Source organism: Streptomyces sp. NPDC026522, assembly GCF_055567555.1.
The window spans coordinates 16,987-42,634 of sequence record NZ_JBVHQF010000007.1; the positions used below are offsets into that span (position 1 = coordinate 16,987).

The 25,648-nt window shown below is 73.5% G+C and carries 25 protein-coding genes and 2 pseudogenes; 13 read left to right on the plus strand and 14 right to left on the minus strand.

Going from position 1 to position 25,648, the window contains the following annotated elements:
• Window positions 1–2: 2 nt before the first annotated feature.
• The 3 genes from ACZ4M3_RS19035 to ACZ4M3_RS19045 form a co-directional block, all read right to left on the minus strand.
• Complete coding sequence (locus ACZ4M3_RS19035) at window positions 3–593, minus strand: hypothetical protein (RefSeq protein WP_467734053.1); 591 nt, start codon at window positions 591–593, stop codon at window positions 3–5.
• A gap of 149 nt (window positions 594–742) precedes the next feature.
• A complete protein-coding gene (locus ACZ4M3_RS19040) occupies window positions 743–970 on the minus strand; it encodes an acyl-CoA carboxylase subunit epsilon (RefSeq protein ID WP_467734055.1) in 228 nt (75 codons plus the stop codon).
• Complete coding sequence (locus ACZ4M3_RS19045) at window positions 967–2,223, minus strand: cytochrome P450 (RefSeq protein ID WP_467734057.1); 1,257 nt, start codon at window positions 2,221–2,223, stop codon at window positions 967–969. The genes ACZ4M3_RS19040 and ACZ4M3_RS19045 overlap by 4 nt, the downstream gene beginning before the upstream one ends.
• Before the next feature lie 204 nt (window positions 2,224–2,427).
• Between ACZ4M3_RS19045 and ACZ4M3_RS19050 the strand changes: the two genes are divergently transcribed.
• From ACZ4M3_RS19050 to ACZ4M3_RS19065, 4 genes are all read left to right on the plus strand, one after another.
• Window positions 2,428–3,489, plus strand: a complete 1,062-nt coding sequence (locus tag ACZ4M3_RS19050; RefSeq protein WP_467734059.1) for a type III polyketide synthase — start codon at window positions 2,428–2,430, stop codon at window positions 3,487–3,489.
• A gap of 16 nt (window positions 3,490–3,505) precedes the next feature.
• A complete protein-coding gene (locus ACZ4M3_RS19055) occupies window positions 3,506–4,738 on the plus strand; it encodes a cytochrome P450 (RefSeq protein ID WP_467734061.1) in 1,233 nt (410 codons plus the stop codon).
• Entirely contained in the window at window positions 4,735–5,271 is a 537-nt protein-coding gene (locus ACZ4M3_RS19060; RefSeq protein WP_467734063.1) for a cupin domain-containing protein, read from the plus strand. The genes ACZ4M3_RS19055 and ACZ4M3_RS19060 overlap by 4 nt, the downstream gene beginning before the upstream one ends.
• A gap of 78 nt (window positions 5,272–5,349) precedes the next feature.
• Window positions 5,350–6,150 carry a hypothetical protein gene (locus tag ACZ4M3_RS19065; protein WP_467734065.1) on the plus strand — a complete coding sequence of 267 codons (801 nt, stop codon included), beginning with the start codon at window positions 5,350–5,352 and terminating at the stop codon, window positions 6,148–6,150.
• Here ACZ4M3_RS19065 and ACZ4M3_RS19070 read toward each other — a convergent pair.
• A complete protein-coding gene (locus ACZ4M3_RS19070) occupies window positions 6,130–7,659 on the minus strand; it encodes a DHA2 family efflux MFS transporter permease subunit (RefSeq protein ID WP_467734067.1) in 1,530 nt (509 codons plus the stop codon). The genes ACZ4M3_RS19065 and ACZ4M3_RS19070 overlap by 21 nt on opposite strands.
• Before the next feature lie 211 nt (window positions 7,660–7,870).
• Between ACZ4M3_RS19070 and ACZ4M3_RS19075 the strand changes: the two genes are divergently transcribed.
• Entirely contained in the window at window positions 7,871–8,491 is a 621-nt protein-coding gene (locus ACZ4M3_RS19075) for an L-threonylcarbamoyladenylate synthase (protein WP_467734069.1), read from the plus strand.
• 38 nt (window positions 8,492–8,529) lie between these two features.
• On the opposite strand, the gene ACZ4M3_RS19080 is transcribed toward ACZ4M3_RS19075, so the two are convergent.
• Entirely contained in the window at window positions 8,530–10,431 is a 1,902-nt protein-coding gene (locus ACZ4M3_RS19080; RefSeq protein ID WP_467734071.1) for a galactose oxidase-like domain-containing protein, read from the minus strand.
• Between the two features lie 255 nt (window positions 10,432–10,686).
• Between ACZ4M3_RS19080 and ACZ4M3_RS19085 the strand changes: the two genes are divergently transcribed.
• On the plus strand, window positions 10,687–12,243 hold the full coding sequence (locus ACZ4M3_RS19085; RefSeq protein ID WP_467734073.1) for an alpha/beta hydrolase: 1,557 nt from the start codon (window positions 10,687–10,689) through the stop codon (window positions 12,241–12,243).
• Window positions 12,244–12,265: 22 nt separating this feature from the next.
• Here ACZ4M3_RS19085 and ACZ4M3_RS19090 read toward each other — a convergent pair whose 3' ends face one another.
• Window positions 12,266–13,459, minus strand: coding sequence for a cytochrome P450 family protein (locus ACZ4M3_RS19090; RefSeq protein ID WP_467734075.1), 1,194 nt, complete (start codon window positions 13,457–13,459; stop codon window positions 12,266–12,268).
• Window positions 13,460–13,547: 88 nt separating this feature from the next.
• Window positions 13,548–14,240 (minus strand): annotated as a pseudogene (locus tag ACZ4M3_RS19095) (MBL fold metallo-hydrolase); the annotation flags it as partial.
• On the opposite strand from ACZ4M3_RS19095, the pseudogene ACZ4M3_RS19100 reads away from it, so the two are divergent.
• A pseudogene (locus ACZ4M3_RS19100) lies at window positions 14,162–14,803 on the plus strand (AraC family transcriptional regulator); the annotation flags it as partial. The pseudogenes ACZ4M3_RS19095 and ACZ4M3_RS19100 overlap by 79 nt on opposite strands.
• On the opposite strand, the gene ACZ4M3_RS19105 reads toward ACZ4M3_RS19100, so the two are convergent.
• Both ACZ4M3_RS19105 and ACZ4M3_RS19110 read right to left on the minus strand, forming a co-directional pair.
• A complete protein-coding gene (locus ACZ4M3_RS19105) occupies window positions 14,800–15,555 on the minus strand; it encodes a carbonic anhydrase (RefSeq protein WP_467734076.1) in 756 nt (251 codons plus the stop codon). The pseudogene ACZ4M3_RS19100 and the gene ACZ4M3_RS19105 sit on opposite strands and share 4 nt — an antisense overlap.
• A 155-nt stretch (window positions 15,556–15,710) precedes the next feature.
• On the minus strand, window positions 15,711–16,361 hold the full coding sequence (locus ACZ4M3_RS19110; RefSeq protein ID WP_467734078.1) for a DUF4360 domain-containing protein: 651 nt from the start codon (window positions 16,359–16,361) through the stop codon (window positions 15,711–15,713).
• A gap of 182 nt (window positions 16,362–16,543) precedes the next feature.
• Between ACZ4M3_RS19110 and ACZ4M3_RS19115 the strand changes: the two genes are divergently transcribed.
• From ACZ4M3_RS19115 to ACZ4M3_RS19130, 4 genes are all read left to right on the plus strand, one after another.
• Entirely contained in the window at window positions 16,544–16,903 is a 360-nt protein-coding gene (locus ACZ4M3_RS19115; protein WP_467734080.1) for a DUF6204 family protein, read from the plus strand.
• 116 nt (window positions 16,904–17,019) lie between these two features.
• A complete protein-coding gene (locus ACZ4M3_RS19120) occupies window positions 17,020–17,757 on the plus strand; it encodes an SAM-dependent methyltransferase (protein WP_467734082.1) in 738 nt (245 codons plus the stop codon).
• 217 nt (window positions 17,758–17,974) lie between these two features.
• Complete coding sequence (locus tag ACZ4M3_RS19125; protein ID WP_467734084.1) at window positions 17,975–19,387, plus strand: glycoside hydrolase family 16 protein; 1,413 nt, start codon at window positions 17,975–17,977, stop codon at window positions 19,385–19,387.
• A gap of 88 nt (window positions 19,388–19,475) precedes the next feature.
• Window positions 19,476–20,513, plus strand: coding sequence for a LacI family DNA-binding transcriptional regulator (locus ACZ4M3_RS19130; protein WP_467734086.1), 1,038 nt, complete (start codon window positions 19,476–19,478; stop codon window positions 20,511–20,513).
• 70 nt (window positions 20,514–20,583) lie between these two features.
• Here the strand turns inward: ACZ4M3_RS19130 and ACZ4M3_RS19135 are convergent, their stop codons facing one another.
• From ACZ4M3_RS19135 to ACZ4M3_RS19145, 3 genes are read right to left on the minus strand one after another with little or no spacing between them, the layout of a single operon-like run.
• Window positions 20,584–21,456: a hypothetical protein gene (locus tag ACZ4M3_RS19135; RefSeq protein ID WP_467734088.1), complete on the minus strand. Its 873-nt coding sequence runs from the start codon at window positions 21,454–21,456 to the stop codon at window positions 20,584–20,586.
• On the minus strand, window positions 21,453–22,109 hold the full coding sequence (locus tag ACZ4M3_RS19140; RefSeq protein ID WP_467734090.1) for a response regulator: 657 nt from the start codon (window positions 22,107–22,109) through the stop codon (window positions 21,453–21,455). The genes ACZ4M3_RS19135 and ACZ4M3_RS19140 overlap by 4 nt, the downstream gene beginning before the upstream one ends.
• On the minus strand, window positions 22,097–23,362 hold the full coding sequence (locus ACZ4M3_RS19145) for a sensor histidine kinase (RefSeq protein WP_467734092.1): 1,266 nt from the start codon (window positions 23,360–23,362) through the stop codon (window positions 22,097–22,099). Before ACZ4M3_RS19145 ends, ACZ4M3_RS19140 begins: the two co-directional genes overlap by 13 nt.
• Before the next feature lie 176 nt (window positions 23,363–23,538).
• On the opposite strand from ACZ4M3_RS19145, the gene ACZ4M3_RS19150 reads away from it, so the two are divergent.
• Window positions 23,539–23,982 carry a hypothetical protein gene (locus tag ACZ4M3_RS19150; RefSeq protein WP_467734094.1) on the plus strand — a complete coding sequence of 148 codons (444 nt, stop codon included), beginning with the start codon at window positions 23,539–23,541 and terminating at the stop codon, window positions 23,980–23,982.
• 52 nt (window positions 23,983–24,034) lie between these two features.
• On the opposite strand, the gene ACZ4M3_RS19155 is transcribed toward ACZ4M3_RS19150, so the two are convergent.
• Both ACZ4M3_RS19155 and ACZ4M3_RS19160 read right to left on the minus strand, forming a co-directional pair.
• Window positions 24,035–24,421, minus strand: coding sequence for a hypothetical protein (locus tag ACZ4M3_RS19155; RefSeq protein WP_467734096.1), 387 nt, complete (start codon window positions 24,419–24,421; stop codon window positions 24,035–24,037).
• 173 nt (window positions 24,422–24,594) lie between these two features.
• On the minus strand, window positions 24,595–25,005 hold the full coding sequence (locus ACZ4M3_RS19160; RefSeq protein ID WP_453356433.1) for an organic hydroperoxide resistance protein: 411 nt from the start codon (window positions 25,003–25,005) through the stop codon (window positions 24,595–24,597).
• A 141-nt stretch (window positions 25,006–25,146) separates the two neighbouring features.
• Between ACZ4M3_RS19160 and ACZ4M3_RS19165 the strand changes: the two genes are divergently transcribed.
• On the plus strand, window positions 25,147–25,626 hold the full coding sequence (locus ACZ4M3_RS19165; protein ID WP_467734098.1) for a MarR family winged helix-turn-helix transcriptional regulator: 480 nt from the start codon (window positions 25,147–25,149) through the stop codon (window positions 25,624–25,626).
• The last annotated feature ends 22 nt before the right edge of the window (window positions 25,627–25,648 follow it).

The window sequence follows — 25,648 nt, forward strand, 5'->3', positions numbered from 1 at the left end:
GGTCAGAGGGCCGGCTCGGTGCGGGCGGCCCGGCCGAGGGGGGCGAGGGCGAGCAGGAAGAGCAGGCCGCCCACCGGCAGCAGGTCCAGGCTGACCGCCATGGCCACGACGCCCGCCACGATCAGCGCCGGACGCCGGGCTTCGGTCCGCCGCAGCGCCGCCAGCCACGTCGTCAGCAGCACGAGGCCCACGTAGAAGAGCAGCGGGCCGACGGAGTAGACGGCGGGCGTGACCCCCGGATGGCTCTGCACCCTGTCGAAGAGCTCGTTCATGGCGTCCCGGTCCGCGCTCAGGAAGCCGACGACGAGGTCGATCACGGCTTGCGCCGTGACCGCCACGACACCGGCCAGCCCGGCCGCCGCGCCGGCGCCGGCGAACCACCGGCCGGCCGGCCCGCGCCCGTGGGCCGACCGCCGGCGCAGTTCCAGGAAGACGGGGGCGAAGGCGAGGACGCCCGCGAGGAGGGCGAGATGACCCGCGGACCAGGCGAGGCCGGGGCCGTGGACGTCGTCGGTGAGCCGGATCAGCCCGTAGAGGGTCATGCAGAGCGGTCCTACGGCGAATGCGGCCCCCGGCCACTTGTTCTTGGTCATGCACTGATCATCTTGGGCACGTCCGGACCTCGCGTCGGGGAAGCCCCGGGGCCGACCCCGAGACGTCCCCGAGCCCTCCCGGGGCGGTACCCCCGAGGCCTGCCCCGAAGCCGCGGTACGGGGGCCCGGCGCTCATCTCCTACCGCCCCTCACATCCCGTCCCGCCGCGACGTGTTGAGCGGGGGCCGGGCGCGCCAGGAGTGCGCGGGGTGGACGAGGGGCCAGTGGTGGTCCCAGTGGGCGCGGCGGCGGTGGCGGCCGTGGTGGTGTTCGTGGCGGGCGGGGGCGCTGCGCGCCAGGATGACCAGGGCGGCCGTGAGGGCCGCCAGTTCTATGTGGTCCGGGCGGCCGCGGACCACCTTGATCCGGCGTATCACCAGGTCACCGGGAGGGTCTTGGGTCCGCGGATCAGGGCGCCCGGCTGCCATTGCATCTGCTCCGGCGGCACCGCCAGCGCGAGCTTCGGGTAGCGGTCGAGGAGGGTGGCGACGATGATCTCGGACTCCATCCGGGCCAGCATCGAGCCGACGCAGTGGTGGGGGCCGTTGCCGAAGGCCATGTGCGCGATGGGGCCGCGGTCGAAGTCCAGCGTGTCGGGGTCCGGGAAGACCTCCGGGTCGCGGTTGGCGGCGAGGTACGAGGAGTAGACGACCTCGCCCTGCCGGATCAGCACCCCGCCCAGCTCGACGTCCCGCGTGGCGACCCTCGGGATGCCGACGCCGCTGCGGTGCGGGATGTAGCGCAGCAGTTCGTCGACGGCCTGCGGGATCAGCTCCGGTTCGGCGCGCAGCCGGGCGAGGTGGTCCGGATGGGTGAGCAGGGCGTAGATCATGTTGGCGCTGTTGTTGCGCACCGCGTGGGCCCCGCTCACCAGGATCGCGGTGGCGAGGGAGACCGCCTCCGCCTCGGTGATCTCCCCGGCGTCGGCGGCCGAGGCGAGGACGGCGGCGAGGTCCTCGCCCGGCTCGTCGGCCGGCTCCGCGCGGCGCAGCGCGAGGAGGGCGACGACGCTCTCGCGGACGGTCTTCATCGCGTCGGCGCTGCGCTCCGGGGCCGGACCGGGCGTCATGATCACGTTCGCCCAGGAGGTCATGCCCTCGCGCATGTCCTGCGGCATTCCGAGGAGGTCGGCGACGGCCGCGAGCGGGAAGGGCCCGTGCAGGTGCTCAACGAGGTCGGCGGGCGAGCCGTGGCGTTCCATCTCGTCCAGCAGCCGGTCGGCGGTGGCCTGCACGGTGGGCCGCAGCCGCTGCATGCTCTTGCCGGTGAAGGCCCGCGCCACCACGCGGCGCATGTCGTTCAGGCGCGGGGGGTCGGCGTAGTTCAGGGACGCCTGCTGCGAGGCGATCGCGTGCGGCGAGGAGCTGGTGATCGTGCGCCCGACCAGTTCCTGTCTGCTGAAGCGCGGGTCGGTGGTGGCCGCCTTGACGTCGGCGTAGCGCGCCATCAGCCAGGCGCTGCCCTCACCGAACGGCAACCGCACCCGGGCGGCCTTGCCCTCCCGGAGCCGGGCGTGCAGGAACGGGTCGAATTCCAGGGCTTCGAGGTCATCCAGCTTCCAGCAGTGCACCGGACCGTCCGGAACCGGGTCCGCACGCGTCCCCAGGGCCGTGTCGGGGTCTGTCGTCATGGTTCTCTCCCAGCCTTGATGTCACTCCTGGTAGGCGAATGCGCCGGGGAATCCGGCTCACGATCCCTTCCCGGCACCGGCTCGCTCCGCTGCCTGCGCCCGCGACTCTCACCGCAATGGCCCACGTCACCCGCGGGTCAGTCCGACGAGCGGAACCGGCACGGGTCCGTGAGGCTTTGTCGGGAAATGAAAGGAGAGCCGACTGTGGCGACTCTGTGCAGGCCAACGGTGCACGTGCCCGAGCACGTGATCACCATGGAGCAGACCCTGGATCTGGCCCGGTCCGTTCACGCCGATCACCCGCAGCTCGATCTGGCCCTGCGACTGATCCGGAACACCGGCGTCGAGAAGCGGCACATCGTGCGCCCCATCGAGGAGACCTTGCAGCACCCGGGCCTCGAACAGCGCAACGCCGTGTACGAGGCCGAGGCCAAGGCGCGGGTACCGGCGGTGGTCCGCGCGGCCCTCGACGACGCGCAGCTGCGTCCCCACGACATCGATCTGATCATCTTCGTGTCGTGCACCGGCTTCCTGATGCCGTCGCTGACCGCCTGGATGATCAACTCGATGGGCTTCCGCACCGATACCCGGCAGCTCCCCATCGCCCAGCTGGGGTGCGCGGCGGGCGGTGCGGCGGTGAACCGGGCGCACGACTTCTGCACCGCCTACCCGGAGGCGAACGCGCTCATCGTCTCCTGCGAGTTCTGCTCGCTCTGCTACCAGCCGAGCGACCTGGAGGTCGGCAACCTGCTCTCCAACGGCCTCTTCGGCGACGGCGTCGGCGCCGCCGCCGTCCGCGGCCGGGGCGGCACGGGCGTGGACCTCCACCGCAACGGGTCGTACATCATCCCGGAGACGGAGGACTGGATCATGTACGACGTCAAGGCCACCGGGTTCCACTTCAAGCTCGACCGGCGCGTTCCGGGAACGATGGAACCGCTCGCCCCGTCACTCAAACGCCTCGCCAAGGCACACGGGTGGGACGCCGCCGCACTGGATTTCTACATCATCCACGCAGGTGGCCCAAGGATCCTGGACGACCTCAGCAAGTACCTCGGTGTGCCTGCCGAAGCATTCCGCTTCAGTCGGGCCACACTGACCGAATACGGCAACATCGCAAGCGCCGTGGTCCTGGACGCCCTGCGCCGGCTCTTCGACGAGAACGGCACCGTGGACGCCGCCAAGGGCATGCTCGCCGGGTTCGGGCCCGGCATCACCGCCGAGATCTCACTCGGGAGCTGGGTTTCGGAGCCCGCGGTCCCGTGAGGGAGGAATCCGAACGATGCTGAAGGACGGCCCCGCCACCTCTAGGCCACCCGTCACGCACTGGCCCGCCCTGGACCTGGCCGGGGTCGACTTCGACCCCGTCCTCGCCGAGCTGATGCGCGCGGGGCCGATCACCCGTATCAAACTGCCCAACGGAACCGGGTGGGCCTGGCTCGTCTGCCGGTACGACGACGTGCGGATGGTCGCCAACGACCCCCGGTTCAGCCGCAAGCTCGTCATGGAGCACGACGTCACCCGGCTGGCCCCCCACTTCATTCCGGCTCCCGGCGCGGTCGGTCTCGAGGACCCGCCCGACCACACCCGGCTGCGCCGCACCGTCGCCGCCGCGTTCACCACCGCGGGGGTGGAGCGCCTGCGGGCCCGGGCGCAGCGGATGCTGGACGAACTCGTCGGCGCCATCCTGCGCGACGGCCCGCCCGCGGACCTCACGGAGCGGCTGCTTGCGCCGTTCCCGCTCGCGGTGGTCTGCGAGCTGATGGGCGTTCCGGCCGAGGACCGCCCGCAGGTCCACGAATGGACCACGATGATCCTGTCCTCCGCGCACGGCGCGGAGCGCAGCGAGCAGGCGAAGACGCGGATGTGCGGTTACCTGGGCGAGCGGCTGCGGGCCGGCCGCGGCGCCACCGGCGACGGCGACGAGGCCGGCGACGTGATCGGCCTGCTGGCGGGGGCGGTCGAGGCCGGCGAGGTCACCGAGGAGGAGGCCGTCGGGGTGGCCCTGCTCCTGCAGATCGGCGGCGAGGCCGTCACCAACAACGCCGGCAACATGGTGTACATCCTGCTCACCCGGCCGGAGCTGATGGACAGGCTGCGCGCCGAGCCGGACCTGCGGCCCACCGCGATCAACGAACTCCTGCGCTACATCCCGCACCGCAACTCGGTCGGACTCTCCCGGATCGCCCTGGAGGACGTCGAGGTCGCCGGTCAGGTCATCCGCGCGGGCGAGGCGGTGTACGTCTCCTACCTCGCCGCGAACCGGGACCCGGAGGTCTTCCCAGACCCCGACGAGATCCGGCCGGACCGTACGCCCAACGCACACGTCGCCTTCGGCTACGGGCCGCACTTCTGCCCCGGCAACATGCTGGCCCGGCTGGAGTCCGAGCTCCTCCTGAACGCGCTGCTGGACCGTTTCCCCGACCCGCGGTTCGCGGTGCCGGTGGAGGAACTGGGCTGGCGGCCGGGTGCACTCATCCGCGGCCCCGAGGCGCTGCCGGTGACCTGGTCGTGACGGCGCACGTGGCCCGGGACGGGCTGCTGGTGCCGCCCGGGCACGGCCGCACCCTGCACACCGCCGCCCAGCAGGTCACCTTCAAGGTCACGGGCGAGGACTCACGGGTCGCCTCCAGCTTCGAGGTCGTCGTACCGCCCGGATTCGACGTCGGGGCGCACCTCCACACCCGCAGCGAGGAGCTGTTCTACGTCCTGGAGGGTGAACTCGACGTGATGGCGTTCGAGCCTCGCGTCCGTTCCGGCGACGACTGGCGACGCTGGGAGTCGCTCGACGGCCGCCAGGTCGTCCGGGCGACCCCGGGGACGGTCATCGTCGTACCGCCCGGCTGTCCGCACGCCTTCGCCAACCCCACGGGGGAGCCGGCCCGGATGTTCTTCCAGGCCTCTCCCCCGCCCGACCACGAACGGTACTTCGAGGAGCTCCTCGAACTGCTCGACGGCAACGCCGCACCGGACGCCTCGGCGATCCGGGAACTGCGGGCGCGCTACGACATCGAGCAGCTGACACCACTGCGCCACGGCCCGTCCTGACCGGCCGCGACCGGCTGACCGGTCGCGGCCCGGACACCGCTCACCCTCGCCAACCCATCACCACGCTCGGGAGACTCAATGCTGCGCACCCGCCGTACGCTTCGCACCGCGTCGTACGCACTGGCCGCCACGGTGGTCGCCTCCGCCTCGCTCGCCGCGGGCCCCGCCCAGGCCGCCGCCGAACCCCTGCCGTCCCACTGGTGCTACGTCAACGGCCAGGAGGCCCGTCCCGGACCGGTGGTGGAGGGCACGGACGGCCCGGACACCATCGTGTGCGAGAACGACGTCGAGAACGCCATCATCGACGGCAAGGGCGGCAACGACAACATCCGGGTGAAGGGCATGCTCATCGACGCCCAGGTGCTCGGCGGCGAGGGCGACGACACGCTCCAGGTCAACAACCTCTTCCCGCGCAACGGCAATTCGACGGTGCGCGGCGGCCTGGGCAACGACACGATCATCACCGCCCTCGTCGCCGGCACGGCGGCGCACGGAGCCGCCGTCTACGGCGACCACGGTGACGACAAGATCACCACCGGCAGCGTGATGGGCCAGCCCGGCGAGTACGAGCGCGGCGGCGGCCAGGTCTTCGGCAACGACGGCAACGACGTGATCCGCACGGGCAACGTCGACCTGGGCGGCCGGGTCCTCGGCGGTGCCAACGACGACGTCATCGAGCCCAAGTCGGTGGGCTCGGAATCCGCCGGCATCATCCTGGGCGGTCCCGGCGACGACCAGGTCCGCGGCCAGAACGACGCCGTCCTGACCATCGGACCCGGCTACGGACAGGTCGACGGCGGCATCGGCACCAACCACTGCAAGGTGAAGCACTTCTCGACCGGCGACCGGATCCGCAGCTCAGTCGCGAACTGCCTCTGATCCCCGGTGCTCCCCGGGGCTCGGGTGGCGCCGCGCCACCGAGAGTCCCTCGGGCAGCATGAACCACGTCAGGACGGCTCCGGCGGCGAAGACCGCGGCCGACGCCGTGAACGCGGCGTGACAGCCCTCCACAGCAGCCCGGGCCGCGGTGAGCGGCCCGGGCTGCCGGTGCGTGGCCAGGTAGCCGGCGGTCGCAGCGGCCGCGACCGTGCTCATCAGGGCCGTGCCGATGGAACCGCCGACCTGGCGCATCGAGTTGACGGTGGCGGAGCCGACTCCGGCCTCCCCGGGCGCGATGCCCGCCGTGGCGAGGTTCATGGCCGTCGCGGTCACCACTCCCACACCGAGGCCGGCCGCGATCTGGGCCGGCAGCACCTCGGCCGCGTAGGACCCGTCGACGGAGAGCCGGGTCAGCCAGGCCATCCCGGCCGCCGCCAGCAGCATCCCGGCGGCCACGCGGGTGCGGCCGCCGACCTTGCGGAGCAGGGCCGTGCCGCTGCCCATCGCGCTGAACATGATGGCGCCGGACATCGGCAGGAAGGCCAGACCGGTCCTGGCCGGACCGTAGCCGCGGGTGTGCTGGAGGTAGAACGTCAGGAACAGGAACACCCCGAAGGTGGCGACGCCGGCGATGAACACGGCCAGCAGGGCCGCGCCCCGGACCCGGTCGAGCACGATCCGCAGCGGCAGCAGCGGATGCGGGGAGCGGGCCTGCCACGCGGCGAACGCGGCGAGCAGCAGGACGCCGACGCAGAGCAGACCCCCGGTGCGCACGGAGGCCCAGCCGTCGGAGCCCGCCCCGGCGAGCCCGTAGACGAAGCAGAACAGGCCGGTCGAGGCCAGGGCGGTACCGGGCAGGTCCAGCCGGGTCCGGGCGGCGGCGGGCTGCGGCGGGAGCAGCAGGAGCGCCCCGACCACGGCGGCGACGGCGAAGAGCACGTTCACGTACAGGGTGGAGCGCCAGCTGAGGTGCTCGGTGAGCACGCCGCCCAGCAGCAGTCCCACGGCCCCGCCGGAGGAGGCCAGGGCCCCGAACACGCCGAAGGCCCGGCCCCGGTCCGCGGGGGTGGTGAACGTGGTCGTGAGCAGGGAGAGGGCCGCGGGCGCCAGCAGGGCCGCGAAGACGCCCTGGCAGGCGCGGGCGCCGACCAGCAGACCGAAGGTGGCCGCGGAACCGCCGACCGCGGAGGACACCGCGAAACCGACCTGGCCGATGACGAAGGCCCGGCGGCGGCCGAACAGGTCGGCGAGTCTGCCGCCGAGCAGCAGCAGACTGCCGAAGGCCATGGCGTACGCGGTCACCACCCACTGGCGCTGGCCGTCGGAGAAACCGATGTCGGTCTGGGCCGAGGGCAGGGCGATGTTCACGATGGTGGCGTCCAGGACGACCATGACCTGGGCGAGGCCGATCACCGCCAGGATCCACCAGCGGCGCGGATCGGGCCGCGGTGCGGCGCCCGGCGCGTCGGCGGCGGTGCTGGTTCCGGGACCGGTGGGTTCTGTGGACACGGTGGCCCTCCAAGGATTCCACTCGTACTGGCGGACGGGGTGTCTGCTTCGACAGTGGGCGAGCGGAGCCCCCGGGCCGGGCCCCTGGCCCGTACGCCACGCCACGATGCCGTCCGGACGGACCAGCGCGCCGGGCCGGCAGGGGCCGTGACCGGGGGTGACGCGTGGGCGCGTGGAACGGCGGGGCGGGTCGATCCCGTAGGCTCGGCGGATGGCGAAGTACTTCGATGTGCACCCCGAGAACCCCCAGCAGCGCACGATCGGCAACGTGGCCGACAGCATCCGCTCCGGCGCGCTGGTCGCGTACCCGACCGATTCCCTGTACGCGCTGGGCTGCCAGCTGGGCAACCGTGACGGTCTCGACCGGATCCGCTCCATCCGCGGCCTCGACGACCGGCACCACTTCACCCTGGTCTGCCAGAACTTCGCCCAGCTGGGGCAGTTCGTGCAGATCGACAACGACGTGTTCCGGGCGATCAAGGCGGCCACGCCGGGCAGCTACACCTTCATCCTGCCCGCCACCAAGGAAGTGCCGCGCCAGCTGCTGCACCCGAAGAAGAAGACGGTCGGCGTCCGCATCCCGGACCACACCGTCGTCCAGGCCCTGCTCGCGGAGATCGGCGAACCGCTGCTGTCCAGCAGCCTGCTGCTGCCCGACGAGCCCGAGCCGCTGACGCAGGGCTGGGAGATCAAGGAGCGGCTCGACCACGTCGTGGACATCGTCGTGGACTCGGGCGACTGCGGGACGAAGCCGACCACGGTCATCGACTTCTCGGGCGGCGGAGCCGAGATCGTCCGCTACGGCGCGGGCGACACGGCCCGCTTCGAGTAGCCGCTCCGCGCGGCCCGCCCGGCGCGGCCCGCCGGCCCTTACCGGCTCCCGGGCCTGGGGCCCAGTTTGATCCACTGGGCCGTGCTCGGGACGCCCTTCGCGTTGAGCAGGAACAGCATGTAGTAGCCGGGCGGGGCATCGGCGGCGGTGGGCGGGGTACGCAGCGTGAGGGTGTCGCCGCGGGTCGCGGTCAGGCGCAGCTCCAGGTGCCGCTGGCTGGTGTTCACGGCGTGCGTGACGGTCGTCGGGGCCAGCAGGACGGCGCGCGTCACGTCCCCGGGGGTGGAGGTGCGGACGGTGAACTCGGCGTCGTAGGCCAGTTCGCCGCGCGGCGCCCGGTCGAGGGCGGGCCGGGGGCCCCGGTGCAGGTAGGGCGGCTCGTAGAGCTCCACGCTGCCGTCCATCCCGTCCGCGACGTCGGGGTCGTTGGCGATCTGCTGGAGTTCGTCGCCGGTGATCATCACCCGACCGTCGGGCATGACGAGGGCGTTGGAGTGGTAGCCCCGGGGCAGCCGCTGGGCCGGTCCCAGGGTCCAGCGGCCGTGCGCGTCACGCAGTTCGATCTGCCGGTACTTGAGGTCCGCCTTGGGATTGAACGGCCCGTAACCGTAGTTCCGGGTGTCGAGCGCCCCGTTGACGGTGAGCAGGGTGCCGTCCGGCAGGATCAAGGTGTCGTCCTGGGTGCGGCCGAACGCCCGGGGGGTGTCGGTGCTCCAGGCGCCGCCGGTCAGCCGGTAGGTGGCGGGGTCGTGCGGGTCGCCGCCGAGCACCAGTACGGAGTCCGGGCCGCGCAGGCCCGCGGGCAGCGGTACGGCGGAGCCGTAGCCGCGGAAGTCGGCCGGCCGCCGGGGCAGGTCCGTACGCGTCTGCTTGACCGGGTCGAAGACCCACTGCTGATCGGCGTCGCGGCCGAGCCCGTAGATCATGCCGTCCCGCAGCGAGAACAGGTGCGGGTAGTCGTTGCGGAACGGGGCGTCCGCCGCGAACCGCTCGACGGGGACGCCCGCCGGGATGTCGTACGGACGCCAGGGCACCCGGTGTCCGCGCGCCGGGAAGCGCTCCACCACCGGGGTGGGGTGCCCCGTGCCGCGCTCGTCCTGGCCGGACATGATGAACTGCCGGCCGTCGGCGCCGGTGACCACGGAGGGGTACCAGCGGCCGACCGCCATGTCGCGGTTGCGGAACCAGGTCTCGGTCCAGGGGTCGAAGACGAAGGAGAGCCTGGCGCCCGTACCGCCCTTCCCGCCGCCGTTGCCGCCGAAGACGCCGACCATGCCGTTGGGCAGGAAGGAGTGGCCGGCGCAGAAGAAGGGGGCGGGGCGCGGGGCGTACGTGCCGTCCGGCATCAGTACGGTCGGCGGCGGCACGTTCTTGAACGCCGGGCCGCCGGTGCCCTTGGCCGGGTCCCACAGGTAGGCCCGGCCGGCGTTGGTGCGGCCGATCCGGTCGGTGGGGCCGGTCTCCTTGGTGGGGTTGACCTCCACCCGTTCGAAGGAGAAGAGCAGCACCTTGCCGGTGGGCAGCTGTGCCACGTGCACGCCGAAGTCGGGGGAGGGGAAGTACTCCGTGAAGCGGCCGAAGAGCCGGGCGGCGAAGCCGGCGTTGAGCTGCTGTTGCGAGGCGCGCAGTGCGGCGAGGCCGGCGGTGCGCCTCGACTGCGGGTACTCGCGCATCGCGTCGGCGGCCTTCCTGCGGCCGGCATGGGCCCGGGCGTGGTCCTCGCCGATCACGGCGGCCTCACCGGGTAGCGCGGCCCCGCCCGGACGGGGCCCGGCGCCGCTGCGGTGGTGGGTGTCGTCGTGGGCGGGGGCGGCGGCGAGGGCGGGCGCGGCGGCGGCGAGGACGCCGGAGGCCAGCAGGGCCGTCGCGAGCAGGCGCAGGGACGGGACGGGCCGCCCGCGCGGGGTGGACCGATCGGCGGATCCGGGGGCTTGGGACATGGGACTCCTCGCAGCGACCACCGACAAAGCGCCCATGGTAGGAGGATCCGGGCACTTGCCCGTGTGTGACCCGGCCGGTGACCGGGCCGGTTCCCCGAACGGCCCGCGGCCGCCCGGGTGGGGCTCCGGGAACGGGGGGGCGGGGGGGTGGTCCTGTCGCCACCGCGGATCCGGGTGCCAGCGGGATCGAGGTACCGGGCCGCCGCGCGCGACGATCTGCTGGTCCGGAAGATCTCCGAGGGGGAAGAGGAAGAGATGCGCTCGTTCAGGAAACCCGTGCGGTGGGCGGCGACCGCGCTGTGTGGTGTGCTGGCCGCCGCGGCCCTGCCGGCCGGCGCGGCCCGGGCCGCGACAACGGAGGCCGCTCCTGGCGTACCGGACCGGTACCGCCACCAGTCGCTCGACTGGCACCCGTGCGCGACCGGCCCGGCGGAGTGCGCCACGATGACCGTGCCGCGGGACTGGTACCACCCGGGCTCCGGACCGGACCTCCACGTGGAGGTGGACCGGCTGCGCGCGGCGGATCCGGCCGGGCGCCGGGGCGTGCTCGTGGTGGCGGCGGGCGGCCCCGGCGCTGCGGGGCTCGGCCGGGCCGCGCGACTGGCCTCGTACAGCCCCGGGCTGGCGCGGGCGTACGACATCGTCGGCTTCGACCAGCGCGGTGTCGGCGCGAGCACCCGGGTCGCCTGCTCGGACCAGGGCACGGTCGACGCCCTGTTCGGGAGCGGCGACCTGCGCGACCACTCCCCCGAGGCCGTCCGGCGGACCGTCGAGCGGGCGCGGGGCTTCGTGGCGGACTGCCGGCGCCGCTCCGGCGACCTGCTGCCGTACATCACCACCGATCAGGCGGTGCACGACGTGGACCTGTACCGGGAGCTGCTGGGCGCCGCGAAGGTCTCCTACTACGGTCCGTCCTACGCGAGCTTCCTGGGCGCCTACTACGCCACCGAGTTCCCGCGCCGGGTGGACCGGGTGGTGCTCGACAGCGTCGTGGACTTCACCGGTACCTGGCAGTCCTTCATGACCGGTCAGCCGAGGAGCTTCCAGCGCAGGTTCGAGGAGGACTTCCTGCCGTGGCTGGCGGCGCACGACGCCACCTACCACCAGGGCGCCACCCCCGCCGAGGCCGGGGCCGGTTTCGAGCGGCTGCGGGCCGCCCTGCGCGCGCGGCCGCTCGACATCGAGGGAACGGTCGTCACGCCCAACCACCTCGACGCGGCGGCGACGAACGCGATCTACAACGCGCGGGAGGGATTCCCGGTCCTCGCGACGCTGCTCGGCGTCCTCGCGGACCCCGACGCGGCCGCGGCGGACGTACGCAAGGCCGTCGCCGCGCGGCTCGCGCACCCCTTGGGCGCCGACTTCGCCGCCGACTTCTTCTCGGTCACCTGCGGGGACACCCCGTGGACGCGGGACGCCCGTTACTGGGAGGAGCACAGCGCCCGGGCCACGGACTCCCACCCGCTGGCCGGGGCGCGCGAGCTGGCCTTCGCCTCGGTCTGCGCGAACTGGCCGCGCGCCCGGACGCCCCGCGTCCGGGTCACCGGCGAGGGACTGCCGCCCGTGCTCATGCTGAACTCGACGCACGACCCCGCGACGTACTACGAATCCGCGGTGCGCGCCCACCACGGACTGGCCGGCTCGCGGCTGCTCACGGTGGACGGCGGCGACCACGGCCAGTTCCAGAACCGCAATCCCTGCGTCGACGCCCGGGTGGAAGCCTTCCTGCTGGACGGCGACCTGCCGGCCGAGGGCACCCGCTGCGCGGGCGGGCCGCTGCCGGACCCGGCGGGCGGACCCGCCGGCCCCTGACGACGGCTCCCGGCCGCCGCCGCTACCAGCGGACGGGGAGCCGGCTCACGCCCCTCATCAGGCTGCCCGCCAGCCACACCGGGGAGCCGCCGGCCGGATCCTCGGCCAGATCCGGGAAGCGCTCCAGGAGGCTCCGGATCGCGATCCGGCCCTCCATCCGGGCCAGCGGGGCGCCGAGGCAGAAGTGCAGCCCGTGGCCGAAGGCGAGGTGGCCCTGCGGGGCCCGGTGGATGTCGAAGGTGTCGGGCTCCTCGAACCGCCCGGGGTCGCGGTCGGCGCCGGCCAGCGAGACGAGGACGGTGTCCCCGGCCGGGATGACGACGCCGCCGAGCTCCAGGTCCTGGCCCGCGTAGCGGTAGGTGGCGTTCTGCACGGGGCCGTCGTAGCGGAGCATCTCCTCGACCGCGCCGGGCAGGAGTCCGTCGAAGTCCGCCCGCAGCTCCGCAAGTTGCGCCGGGTGGGCGAGCAGGGCCCGGACGCCGTTGGAGATGAGGTTGACCGTGGTCTCATGGCCCGCGACGAGCAGCAGGAAGGCCATCCCGATCAGCTCCTCCCCGGACAGGGAGTCACCGTCCTCGTCGCGGGTGCGGATCAGGGCGCTGAGCAGGTCCTCGCCGGGGTCCTTCGCCTTGGCCTCGACCAGCTCGGCGAGATAGGCGCTGAGCTGCTCGTGGGCGACGCCGGCCGGGCCGGCCTGGCTGGGGGCCACCACCTCGTTGGACCAGTGGCGGAAGCGCTCGCGGTCCAGGTCGGGCACGCCGAGGAGTTCGCAGATCACGGTCATGGGCAGCGGGAAGGCGAGTGTCTTGATCAGATCGCCGGTGCGCTCCGGCCGGGCCGCCATCACGTCCAGGAGTTCGTCGGTGATCGCCTGGACACGGGGCCGCATGGACTCCATGCGGCGCGCGGTGAACTCGCGCGCGACCAGGCGGCGCAGCCGGGTGTGGTGCGGCGGATCGGCTTCCAGCATGTTCGCGTTGGCCGGCGTCGCCACTATTTCGGGGAACAGGTCCGTCTCGCGCCAGTCCTTGAGCAGGGCGGGGTGGTTGAGCGCCTGGCGCGCCTCCTCGTGCCCCACGACCAACCAGCTCGGCCCGGACAGCCGGTCGTTCATGATGACCTGGTGGACCGGGCCGCTTTCGCGGAGTCCGGCGTAAAAGGTGTACGGATCGGCGTTGAAGTTCTCGGCACCGGAACTGATGTCTACTACAGGCATCGCTCCACAGTACGGCGGCCGGGCCGCCGGGAACGCGCTGTTTCCGGCCAGTCGGCCCGGCCGGCCCACCGTCCGCCGGGCTCACCGCTCAGCAGGCCGCCCACGTACCGAGGGCGAAGCCGGCGCCGGCGCGCCGCACTTCCACGGCACCGGAACCGCCGAAGTGTGCGGGTATCACCAGTTCCCGCTCATCCACGGCCCGTTCGAGGATCCGGCGGCGAGTGGCCGCGGCCTGGGTCCGGTCCAGGCAGAAGCAGCTGTTGTGCTGGGGGTGCAGGATCTGTACCGGGCTGTGCAGCAAGTCACCGACGAACACCGCCCGGTCGCCGCCGGAGTCGAGCCGGAGGACGCTGGAGCCGGGGGTGTGACCGGGTGCGGACTCCAGTACGAGGTGTTCGTCGATGCGGTGGCTGTCCCGCCAGAGCACCGCCTGTCCGGCGCGGTGCACGGGCTGGATGCTGTCCTCGTACATCAGCCGGTCGTCCTCCCGCAGGCCCCCGGCGTACGCGTTGCCCGGCCCGTAGTGGAAATCGTCGGCGGCGGGGATCAGGTACCGGGCGTTCGGAAAGGCAGGGGTCCACTCGCCGGCCGCGCCGACGGTGTTGCCGCCGACGTGATCGCCGTGCACGTGCGTGTTGACGACGACGTCCACGTCCTCGGGGCGGACCCCGGCCCGTGCCAGCCGGCCGAGGAGGTCGCCCCGCCAGTGGTGGAACATCGGCGAGGAGGGCCGCTCGCGCATGTCGCCGACCCCGGTGTCCACCAGTACGGATGCATCCGCTCATGGGGGAGCTGCCGGCCGTCGTCCATCTGCCGAACCGGGTCGGCGCGCACGCGGAACTCCGCTCGGCGATCGACCTGTTGGGCGGCGAGCTGGCCGATCAGCGGCCCGGGGCGTGCGTCGCCGTCCCCAGCCTGCTCGACCTGCTGCTGGTCTACATGATCCGGTCCTGGATGGCGGACGCCGCGACCGGGGCGTGGCCCGCCGTGCTGGGCGACCCCGTGGCGGCCGCGGCGCTGCGGGCGCTGCACTCCGACCCGTCCGCCGCGTCGACCAACGACCGCCTGGCCGCCGAAGCCGGCGTCTCGTGCCCGACGCTGGCCCGCCGGTTCACGGCCCTGGTGGGCCGGCCACCGATGGCCTACCTGACCTGGTGGCGGCTGACGTTGGCGGCGACGCTGCTGCGCGACACCCCGGACCCGCTGGCGGCCATCGCCCGCCGGGTCGGCTACGGCACCCCGTACGCCTTCTCGCACGCCTTCAACCGGGAGTTCGGCACGACCCCGGGGCGCTACCGGGACCGGGCCCGGCGGACCGGCGCGACCGGCTCCGGGACCGCCTAACGCAGCGTGGTCACCCGCTGGTCGACGAGCTGGTAGCGGGCCGCCGCCACCGAGAGCCGGCCGGTGGCTATGCGGTGGGCGATGTCGGGGTCGGCGGCCAGCAGGTCGCGGGTGCGGCGGGCGTGGGCGTCGATGGTGGCGTCCACGCGGGCGTCGCCCTGCTGCGAACGGTCGATCGAGGGACGTATCTGGTCGGCCAGGTACTGGACGTGCGCCGGCAGCGGCTCGCCGGTCTCCTCCGCACGGACGGCGGCCCCGACCGCTCCGCAGGACTGGTGGCCCAGTACCAGCACCAGGGGGATCGCCAGTTCCAGTACGCCGAACGCGATGCTCCCCCGCACGGCTTCGTCCAGCACCTCGCCCGCCGACCGTACGGTGAGCAGGTCGCCGAGCCCCTGGTCGAAGACGAGTTCCGGGGGGACGCGGGAGTCGACGCAGCCCAGCACGATGGCGAACGGGTGCTGGGCCCGGGTGAGCTCGACGCGCAAGGAGGGGGACTCGTGCGGGTGTTCCTGCCGGTACGTGCGCCAGCGCCGGTTGCCCGCCGCCAGTTCGCGCAGGGCCTCGGCGGGGGTGCTCGGGCGCTGCCGTGCCGGCGGGCCGGCCGGGGTGGCGGAGGCCGGGAAGGCCGAACCGAGGCCGAGCACCGAACCGGTGGCCGCCGCTCCCGCGGCGGCGGTGCGCAGCACGGTCCGGCGACTGGGCGCACGGGTGGACGTGCGCTCGGAGCACACGAATGTGTTCGAATCCATCGCCGGACGGTATCCCGGCAGACCCGCGTACCCCCGGCCGCGGCCCCGCTATTGGCGCGATCGTTCCGGGGACTCGGCTCGATCCCGTGCGACGTCTCAACCCGCGGACGGAGCGGCGCCGCGGACGCCGCCCGGATGGGACGGCGTCCACCGGCTCAGCGGGCCGGGCACTGCTTCCAGGCGAAGTGGTACTTCGTGCTGATGCTGCCGTCGGTCGAGTCCACCGTGATGTAACTGGTCTTCGTACTGTCCGAGGTGCCGACCTCGGCCCGTAGTTCGGTGTTGATGTTGAAGTTGCGCTGGGCGCCGCAGGGGGCGAAGACCAGGGACTCGATGCCCGTGGTGTCGGTGGTCTGCCAGTTGTCGGCCATCGCGCCGCGGAAGGTGTGGGTGCGGTAGGCGGTCTGGCTCATGCCCTGGAAGTAGTAGCTGGCCTTCTGGGTGCCGACGGCCCCGGGCTGCAGTTCGCCGTAGCCGCGGTAGTCGACCTTCGACACGGCGTAGGTGTAGCCCTGGGGTACGTGGACGAGCAGGGAAAGGAGGCAGTTCTTGCGGCCCTCGGTCGCGGGGACGCCCCCGCCGGCCTGGGCCAGGTACTCGCTGTAGGTGACGGTGAAGGCCGAATTGTCCGGGGCCACGGCGACGGAGGCGGAGCCGGGCCGGCAGCCCGAGCCGTTGACGGAGGCGACGTCCACGGTCACCTTCTCCGGGGGCGTCGGCACGCTCGCCCCGGCACCCGGGGCGAGCGTGGCGAGGGCGCCGGTCACGACGGCTGCGGTCAGCGTGGTGCGAAGTGAGTTGATCACATCGCCATGGAAGCGTCCGGCAGCGACGCGAGCCCGTCGGCAGGTACGGGGACTCACCCCGATGGACGGCCCCGTTCACCGAAGAAACGATTATGTGGAGCACGGCGATGGTCCGTACGGCCCAGCCCTGTCGCCACCGGAAAACCCGTGGACCTTTCCGGTCACGGCACTAGCCTGGCGGCATGAGTACCCGAACGTTCCGCGTGACCGTCCGAGGCGCCTTCGACCGGCTCACCGACGCCCAGCGCGCCCAACTGGCCGCCGCTGCGCCCGAGCACGACCTGATGCGCGCGGGCTTCACCACCGAGGGCGACCTGACCTACGACCTCTCGCGCGACTGCTTCACCTTCCGCTTCCTCGACTCGGGCGAGGCGGAGGCGGACATCCTGGACGCCACCGCGCGGGCCGAACTGGCGGCGGAGGGCTGGCTCACGGACCGCGGATACGGCTACAAGCGCCTCAAGGTCCAGGCGCAGGACATGTCGCTGGCACCCCTGAGCAAGCGCCAGCGCCGGGCCGCGGCCCGCGAGCACACGGCCTGACGCGGCGGGTCCCGGTCTCCGCACGGCGTGGTCGGGCGGCCCGTTCCGCCTCGAAGCCGCCGACCGAGCCGGAAAATGAGGTGCACCCGGGCCGCACCGGCAGGCAGGCTGCGCCGGTGGACCGTGAACAGATCTCCCGCATCGCCCATGCCGACCATCCGATCAAGGCTCCCCTCGACGACGCATCCGTGCGCCGGCTCCTGGACCGCGGCGTCCCGCGCGCCGACGCCCGGGTGCTCGACCTCGGCTGCGGCACCGCGGAATGGCTGCTGCGCGCCCTGGACGCCCATCCCCGGCTGTACGCCGAGGGCGTCGACATCTCCGCGGAAGCCCTGGCGCAGGCCGGCCGGGCCGCGACCGGCCTCGGCGTACGCGAACGCCTCGTGCTCCACCACCGGCCGGCCGCGGACTTCACCTCGGAGCAGCCGTTCGACCTCGTACTCAGCGTCGGGGCCGCGCACGCCTTCGGCGGCCTGCTCCCCACCCTCGCCGCCGCAGGCGCACACCTGGCCCCCGGCGGCCGGGTCCTGATCGGCGAGGGCTTCTGGGAGCGCGAACCTTCCCGGGAAGCCGTCGAGGTGCTCGGGGACTTCACCGACCTGGCCACCACCGTGGACCGGGTCGTCGCCGCCGGGTGGACCCCCGTCGGCGGGCACGTCAGCACGCGCCGCGAACTGGACGACTACGAATGGGCCTGTTGGGGGTCGCTGGCGTCATGGGCCCTTGACCGTCCCGACGATCCCGACGCCTCCCAGGCCCTCGAAACGGCCGCCACCCGGCGCTCCGAATGGCTGCGCGGCTACCGGGAGTCCTGGGGCTTCGTCTCCCTGATCCTGCGCCGGACGGCGGGCTGACCCGGCGCCGGGCCCCTCGCCGGTCCGCACGCCCCCTTCAACCTCTGAACTCCCTTGCGGATGAGGGGGTTTACCGGCTCCATCTCTTGACGGCCCTCATGGCGGGGAGCACAGTGACGGGCGACCTTCCTTTGAGAGCGCTCTCAGTAGGGGGTCACAGCCAGCCCGCAACTCCCCCCACCGCGCCCCGAGGCGCACGCAGAGAGGGCACCCACCCATGCGCGAGACATCCGGCAGAAGGCGCCGCCCGCCCATCCGGCGTTCCGTCATAGCCGCCCTGAGCACGATGGCCGTCGCGGTGGCGGCCGCCGCCGCGGCGGTGGCCGCCACCCCGCCCGCGAACGCCGCCGCTCCCCCTGCCCCGGCCGGCTGGTCCCAGGTGTTCCTGGACGACTTCAACGGGGCCGCCGGCTCCGGCGTGAACACCGCCGACTGGCAGTACACGACCGGTCGCGGCTACCCGGGCGGCCCCACCGGCTTCGGGACCGGCGAGATCGAGACGATGACGGCGGATCCGGCCAACGTCTCGCTCGACGGCGCCGGCAACCTCCGGATCACTCCCCGCCGGGACGCGGCCGGCAACTGGACCTCGGCCCGGGTGGAGAGCAGGCGCTCCGACTTCCAGCCCCCGGCGGGCGGCACCCTGCGCACCGAGGCCCGGATCCAGCTGCCGAACGTCACCGGCCCGGCGGCGAAGGGGTACTGGCCGGCGTTCTGGATGCTCGGGGCCCCGTACCGGGGCAACTGGTGGAACTGGCCCGGCATCGGCGAGCTGGACATCATGGAGAACGTGCAGGGCCTCAACAACGAGTGGGCCACCATGCACTGCGGCACCAGCCCGGGCGGCCCGTGCAACGAGACCTCCGGGATCGGCGGCCAGCGCGCCTGCTCCGGCACCACCTGCCAGGGCGGCTTCCACACCTACGCGGTGGAGTGGGACCGGTCCACGGCCGTGGAGGAGATGCGCTTCTACCTCGACGGCGTCAACTTCCACACGGTGAAGGCGAATCAGGTCGACGCCGCCACCTGGGCGAACGCCACGAACCACGGCTACTTCATCATCCTGAACGTCGCCATGGGCGGCGGTTTCCCCGACGCCTTCGGCGGCGGCCCGGACGCCGGTACCGAACCCGGTCACCCGATGGTGGTCGACTACGTCTCCGTACTCCAGCGCACGGGCGGCACCACCACACCGCCCACCACACCGCCCACCGGCGCCCGGGACGCCTACGCCGCCATCCAGGCGGAGTCGTACGACGACCAGGCGGGTACGGCCAAGGAGGCCACTTCGGACTCCGGCGGCGGCCAGAACCTCGCCGCGCTGGCGAACGGCGACTGGGCCGTGTACCGGGGCGTCGACTTCGGCGCGGGCGCGGCCCGGCAGTTCTACGGGCGGGTCGCGAGCGGCGCGGCGGCCGGGGTGAGCGGTCTCGTGGAAGTCCGGGTCGACAGCCGTACGAACCCGCCGGTCGGCAGCTTCTCCGTCGCCGGGACCGGTGGCTGGCAGAGCTGGCGTACGGTCCCGGCCAACATCAGCTCCGTCACCGGCACCCACGACGTCTTTCTGACCTTCACCAGCGGCCAGCCCGCCGACTTCGTGAACGTGAACTGGTTCAACTTCGGCCACTGACCGGGCCGTACCGCCGGGCACCCCCGGCGGTACGGGTTAACCTGCTGCGCGGCAAAGGCAACCGCCGTCGGCCACATGAGGAGCGCCCGTGCCTGAACAGCAGCTTCGTGTCCCCGGGGACCGCCCCACCCTGGAGGCCGTTGCGGCATTGGCCGGGGTGTCCCGGGCGACGGTGTCCCGCGTGGTCAACGGCGGCGACGGGGTGCGCGCACACCTGGTGGACAAGGTCCGCGAGGCCGTGCGCGAGCTCGGTTACGTACCCAACCACGCGGCCCGCACCCTGGTCACCCGGCGCACCGGGGCGGTTGCCGTGATCATCCCCGAACCGGAGATACGGATCTTCTCCGACCCGTTCTTCTCCCGCCAGATACGCGGCATCAGCCGGGAACTCACCGCGCACGACGCACAGTTGGTACTGCTGCTGGTGGAGAACCGGGGGGACTACGCCCGGATCGAGCGGTACCTGGCGGGCGGCCACGTCGACGGGGCGCTCGCCTTCTCGCTGCACACGGACGATCCGCTGCCCGAGATCACCCGGCGGATCGGCATGCCCACGGTCTACGGCGGCCGGCCCGGCTGGACGGCCGGCCCCGGAGGCCCGGCCGCGGCCTACGTCGATGCCGACAACCGGGGCGGCGCCCGGGAGGCGGTGCGTCACTTGCTCGCCCGGGGCCGCCGGTGCGTGGCGCACATCGCGGGACCGCTCGACCAGACGTCGGCGATCGACCGGCTCGACGGGTACCGGGACGTACTGGTCGCAGGCGATCCTGCGCTGGTCGAGGCGGGTGACTTCACCACGGCCGGCGGGGCCCGCGCGATGCGGGAGCTGCTGGAGCGCCGGCCGGCCCTGGACGCGGTGTTCGCCGCGAACGACCTGATGGCGACGGGCGCCCTCGCGGTGCTGCGCGAGCGCGGCCTGGACGTGCCCGGGGACGTGGCGGTGGTCGGCTTCGATGACACCGAGCGGGTGGCCGAGGTGGCGGATCCGCCGCTGACGACGGTCCGCCAGGACGTCGAGGGGATGGGACGCCTGATGGCCCGGCTGCTGCTGGGCACGCTGGACTCGCCGCAGCCACCGCAGGCCGTGATCACGCCGACCGTGCTGGTCCGGCGGGCCTCGGCCTGACGCCGGGGCCGCCGGTCAGTCGGGGGCGTCGCTGCTGATGCGGGCCTCGGCCTGACGCCGGGGCCGCCGGTCAGTCGGGGGCGTCGCTGCTGATGCGGGCCTCGGCCCGGCCGGTCCGGGCCGAGACGTCCAGGGTGTGCGGGGAGGCCGGGTCGTCGAGGGCCGGGGCGACCTCGCACATGCCCGAGCCCGCTCGGGCGGTGACCCGGAAGCCGGTGGCCGGGGGGAAGGTGAGGTCGAGCCGGCCCGCGCCGACGCGGGCGGTGACCTGGTCGGGCGGGGCCAGGAACGCGGCCAGCGCGCGGCCGGAGTCCGCCGTGATGTCGGCGCGGGCCGTGGTCAGGCCGGTGGCGGTGATGGTGCCGGAGCCGGCCCGGGCGGTCAGGGCGCCGCGCAGGCCGACGAGGTTCAGGGTGCCGGAGCCGACGGACGCGTCGACGGGGCCCGCCATGCCGCTGATGCGGGCCCGGCCCGAGCCTGCTGACAGCCGTACCGGGATGCCGGCCGGCACGGTCACCGCGAGCCGGATGTCGCAACCGGACCCGGGGTCCGGCCCACCGGCATCACCGGGATGGGCCGGCCCGTCGAGATCGCCGGGATCGCCGGGGCAGCGGGCGGCCAGCCGCAGGGTGTCACCGACCCTGCGCTCCTCGATGACGGGCGGCCGGGCGGACCAGCCGAGCTCCGCCCGGTAGCCGACGGCCTCGCCGTCGCGCGGGGTCACGGTGATGTCCGCGGTGCGGCCGACGATCTCCAGGGCCCGCACGGGCGCCGCGCCGCTGTCGCCGGCCAGGACCCGGCTGTGCCGCAGGGTCTGCGTCCACGCCTGCCGGCCGGCCGGCCCGAGGACCAGCAGCGCGCCGGCCAGCGCCGCGAGGAGCCAGGCCCGCCGGTGCGTCCGGCGGCCCGGGGCCGCCGGCGCGGGCGGGTCGGCCGAGGTCACGGGGTGCCGTCCAGGAAGCGCAGGACCGCGAGCACCCGCCGGTGCGCGCCCTCGGCCGGAGGCAGGTCCAGCTTGGCGAAGATGTTGTTGATGTGCTTGGCCACCGCGCTCTCGCTGACGACGAGTCCGGTGGCGATGCCGGCGTTGGAGCGGCCTTCCGCCATCAGGGCCAGCACCTCGCGTTCGCGCGGGGTCAGCCGCTCCAGCGGGTCCGGTCCGCCGCCCCGGCGCAGCAGGAGCTGGGCGACGACCTGGGGGTCGAGTGCGGTACCGCCGGCCGCGACCCGGCGCAGGGCGTCGATGAACTCCTCGACGTCGGCGACGCGTTGTTTGAGGAGGTAGCCGATGCCCGCGCTGTTCTCACCCGACAGCAGGTCGGCGGCGTAGCGTTCCTCCACGTACTGCGAGAGCAGCAGGACGGCGGTTCCCGGGCTCTGCTGACGGATCATCAGTGCCGCGCGGACCCCTTCGTCGGTGAAACCGGGTGGCATGCGTACGTCGAGCAGCGCGAGGTCGGGCCGGTGTTCCTCGACGGCGGCGAGCACCGCTTCGGCGTCGCCGGCTTCGGCGGCCACTTCGAACCCGGCCATTTCGAGGACTTTGACGAGTCCTATGCGCAGCAGGACGGAATCCTCGGCGATCACGGCGCGCACGGCAGCTCCACGGTGATGACGGTCGGGCCCCCGGGAGGGCTGTCGATCTTGATCGTTCCGTCGACCGACCCTACCCGCTTGCGCAGACCGGTCAGTCCGGTGCCGGAGGCCGGCTCCGCGCCGCCCACCCCGTCGTCGGTGACGGTGACGCGCAGCAGGTCCGTGCGGCCGCCGGGGACCCGCCGCACCCGGACGGTGCAGCGGCCGGCCCGGGCGTGTTTGGCGACGTTGGCGAGGGCCTCGGAGACCACGAAGTAGGCGACGGCCTCCACGGTCGGGCCGGGGCGTTCGGCGATGTGGACGGACAGGTCGACGGGGAGCGGGGCGCGGGCGGCGATGCCGGAGAGCGCCGCGTCGAGCCCGCGGTCCTCCAGTACCGCCGGGTGCAGGCCCCGTACCAGGTTGTTCAGTTCCTCGATCGCCTCCTTCGCCTCGCGGTGGGCCTCGTCGATGACGGCCTTGGCCTCGGGCGGCAGGCCGGGGAGCGCCGCGCGGGCGATCCCGAGGTTCATGGCGAGGGAGACCAGGCGCTGTTGGGCGCCGTCGTGCAGGTCCCGTTCGATGCGGCGGCGTTCGAGGTCGGCGGCGTCCAGTACGCCGGCCCGGCTCTCGGCGAGGTCCTCGACGCGGCGCAGCAGCTCGCTCGCGCGGTTGGGGCCGAGCAGGGCGGCCGCGGCGAGGGCGTCGAGCCGGGTGATCAGGGCGGCCGCCCAGGGGGCGGCGAGGAGGGCCAGGCCGCCGCCGACGGTGATGACGTCGTACTGCCCGGTCCAGCCGGAAGTGCCCCCTGCGCCGTGTCCGGGCAGCAGGAAGGACCATCCGTACACGGTGGCGCAGACGGCGCCGGCGGCCCAGCCGAGGACGAGGGCGGCGCCCGCGACGGCGACGAGTGGGCTGACGAGGAGGTGGTATCCCTGCTGCCGCCACGTCGCCTCGGACCGCAGCCGCTCGGCCGCCCCGCGCGGGGTCCACCACGGGTGCTCGCGCACGACCGCCGGGACGTCGAGGCCGAGCAGCGACCGGAAGCGGCTGCGCTGGAGGGGGGTGAGCAGGGGGCAGAGCACCGGCGCGGCGACCAGCGGCACCGGATCGTGCCCGGGGAACACCGTGAGGACGGTGACCGCGGCGAGGACGGGAAGCGCGGGCAGGATGGCGGCCGCCGCGAAGGCGGTGTTGCGCCAGGCCCACGCCGACCAGGGGGTGTGTGCGGCGGCCCAGGTGAACGAACGCCTCAGCGCGCCGCGAAGTGCCATGTCCCATACGGTAATCGCACTGATCAGGGCGGTGCGACCACGCTGGTACCCGTACGGGGGTGGTGCCGGCACCACCCCCGGTTCGGACCGTGGTGCTACTGATCTCCGCCGCTGCGGGAACGAGAGTAGCGGTGTGCCCCGCGGACGGACCGCCGGGCCGGAAGGACACCTCGGCCATGGCTCTCACCGCCCCGTACTTCCCCGCCGCCCGCCGGACGACCGGCCGCCGGACGCTCGGCGGGACGACTGCCCGCCGCACCGCGCCGGGCGTCGCCGCGGTGTTCACCGGGGCCGGGGTGGCGCTGGTGCCGTGGATGGTCGTGCTGGCGGGGACCCTGCCCGGGACGGCCGGGGTGTCCCACTGGGCCACGGCCTGGATCGGCCTGGACGCGATGCTCGCGGCCGGACTGGTCGGGACCGGGATGCTGCTGCGCCGACGGGATCCCCGCACCGCTCCGGTGGCGGCCGCGACGGCCGCGCTGCTGGCGGTCGACGCCTGGTTCGACGTCACGACCTCGCTCGGCAGCAGCGGCCAGGGGCTGGCGCTGCTGCTGGCGGCGGGGGCGGAGCTGCCGCTCGCGGTGGCCTGCGCCGCGGTGGCCGCTCGGCGCGCCGGCTGACCGGCGCCCCGGCTGACCGGACCGGCAGCACCCGCCCCCCGCGGGGCGCCGGTCAGACCAGGCCCAGTCCGCGCGGCGGGACGAAGAGGTGCGCGGCCCGGTGTTCGGCGGCCACCAGGGCTGCCGCGAGGCCGAATTCCGCGTCCTCGGTCCGTGCCAGTCTGCGTTCGTGGTCACCGCACCGCTCGCACTCCGGCGCCCAGTCGGGCAACAGGCTCTCGTGGCTGGTGGCCAGGTGACGGGCGAGCCGGATCCGCGAGCCCGGGCCGCTGTCGACGGGGTCCCAGTCGACCCCCTGCTGCCCCGTGAGCCACATTTCCTCGGTGACCCGCTCGATGCGCTTCATGGACCGGTAGAGGCGGAAACAGTCGGTGCAGTCGAACATCCAGGCCGGCGGCAGCGGCCACACGTCCCGAGGGTCGAGTTCATCGGCGCTCATGCCGCCACGGTAGTGCCGCCGCCCTGCCGCGTGCAGCCGATCGGCCGCACTTCCCCGTCCCCCAACGGGGGCGCGTCAGCGCGGAGTTGACCGGCGCCGCAGATGCCTGCGGCGCCCCCTGGTACGGGGGCGCCGGCCGGGCCGTCGCGGCGGGTGCGGTGCCGCGCTGCCGACTACTCGATGACGAGCTCGACGGGGATGTTGCCGCGGGTCGCCTTGGAGTACGGGCAGACCTCGTGCGCCTGCTTGACCAGCAGGGCGCCGGTCTCGCCCGCGAGGGACTCGGGGAGCTCGATGCGCAGGGTGACGGCCAGACCGAAGCCGGAGCCGTCCTGGCCGATGGAGGTCTCGGCGGTGACCGAGATGTCCCCGGTGTCGACCTTGGCCTGCCGGCCGACCAGGCCGAGCGCACTGGCGAAGCAGGCGGCGTAGCCGGCCGCGAAGAGCTGCTCGGGGTTGGTGCCCTGCCCGTTGCCGCCGAGCGCCGGCGGCATGGCCAGCGCCAGGTCGATCTGGCCGTCGGAGCTGACTGCGCGGCCCTCACGGCCGTTGGCGGTGGCGACAGCGGTGTACAGCGCTTCCATCGGAGTTCCTCTCGGGAAGGGGCAAGACGGTCCGGGTGAACCTCGGCGACCGGTGACCCGATCGCCTCCATCAGTAGAGCACGCAATTCAGTTGTGCACAACTAAGTCGCTTACAAGTCGCTACGCGGTACACTGGCCGACATGACCCAGCAGCCCGCCGCCCCCCTCCGCGACCAGGACTTCCTGCGACTGGACGGGCAGATCTGCTTCGCGCTCAACGCCGCGAGCCGCGCCTTCGGCGGCCTCTACCGGGTCGTCCTCAAGGATCTCGGCCTGACCTACCCGCAGTACCTGGTGATGCTGGTACTGTGGGAGCACGGCGAGACGCCCGTCAAGCAGCTCGGACAGCACCTGCGGCTCGATTCGGGCACGCTGTCGCCGCTGCTCAAGCGGCTCGAAGCGGCCGGCCTGATCCGGCGCGAGCGCAGCACCGAGGACGAGCGCTCGGTCCACGCCGTACTGACCGACGAGGGCGCCGCACTGCGGGCCCGCGCCGTTGAGGTGCCCCGCCGCATCGCAGCGGCCACCGGGTTCGAGCTGGCGGAGATCCGCGAGCTCCAGACGCGCCTGAGCCGCCTGACGGCAGCCCTCGACGCCGCCGCGCTCGACGCGGAGCTCTGACGCCGGGACGGCCCGGCGGGCG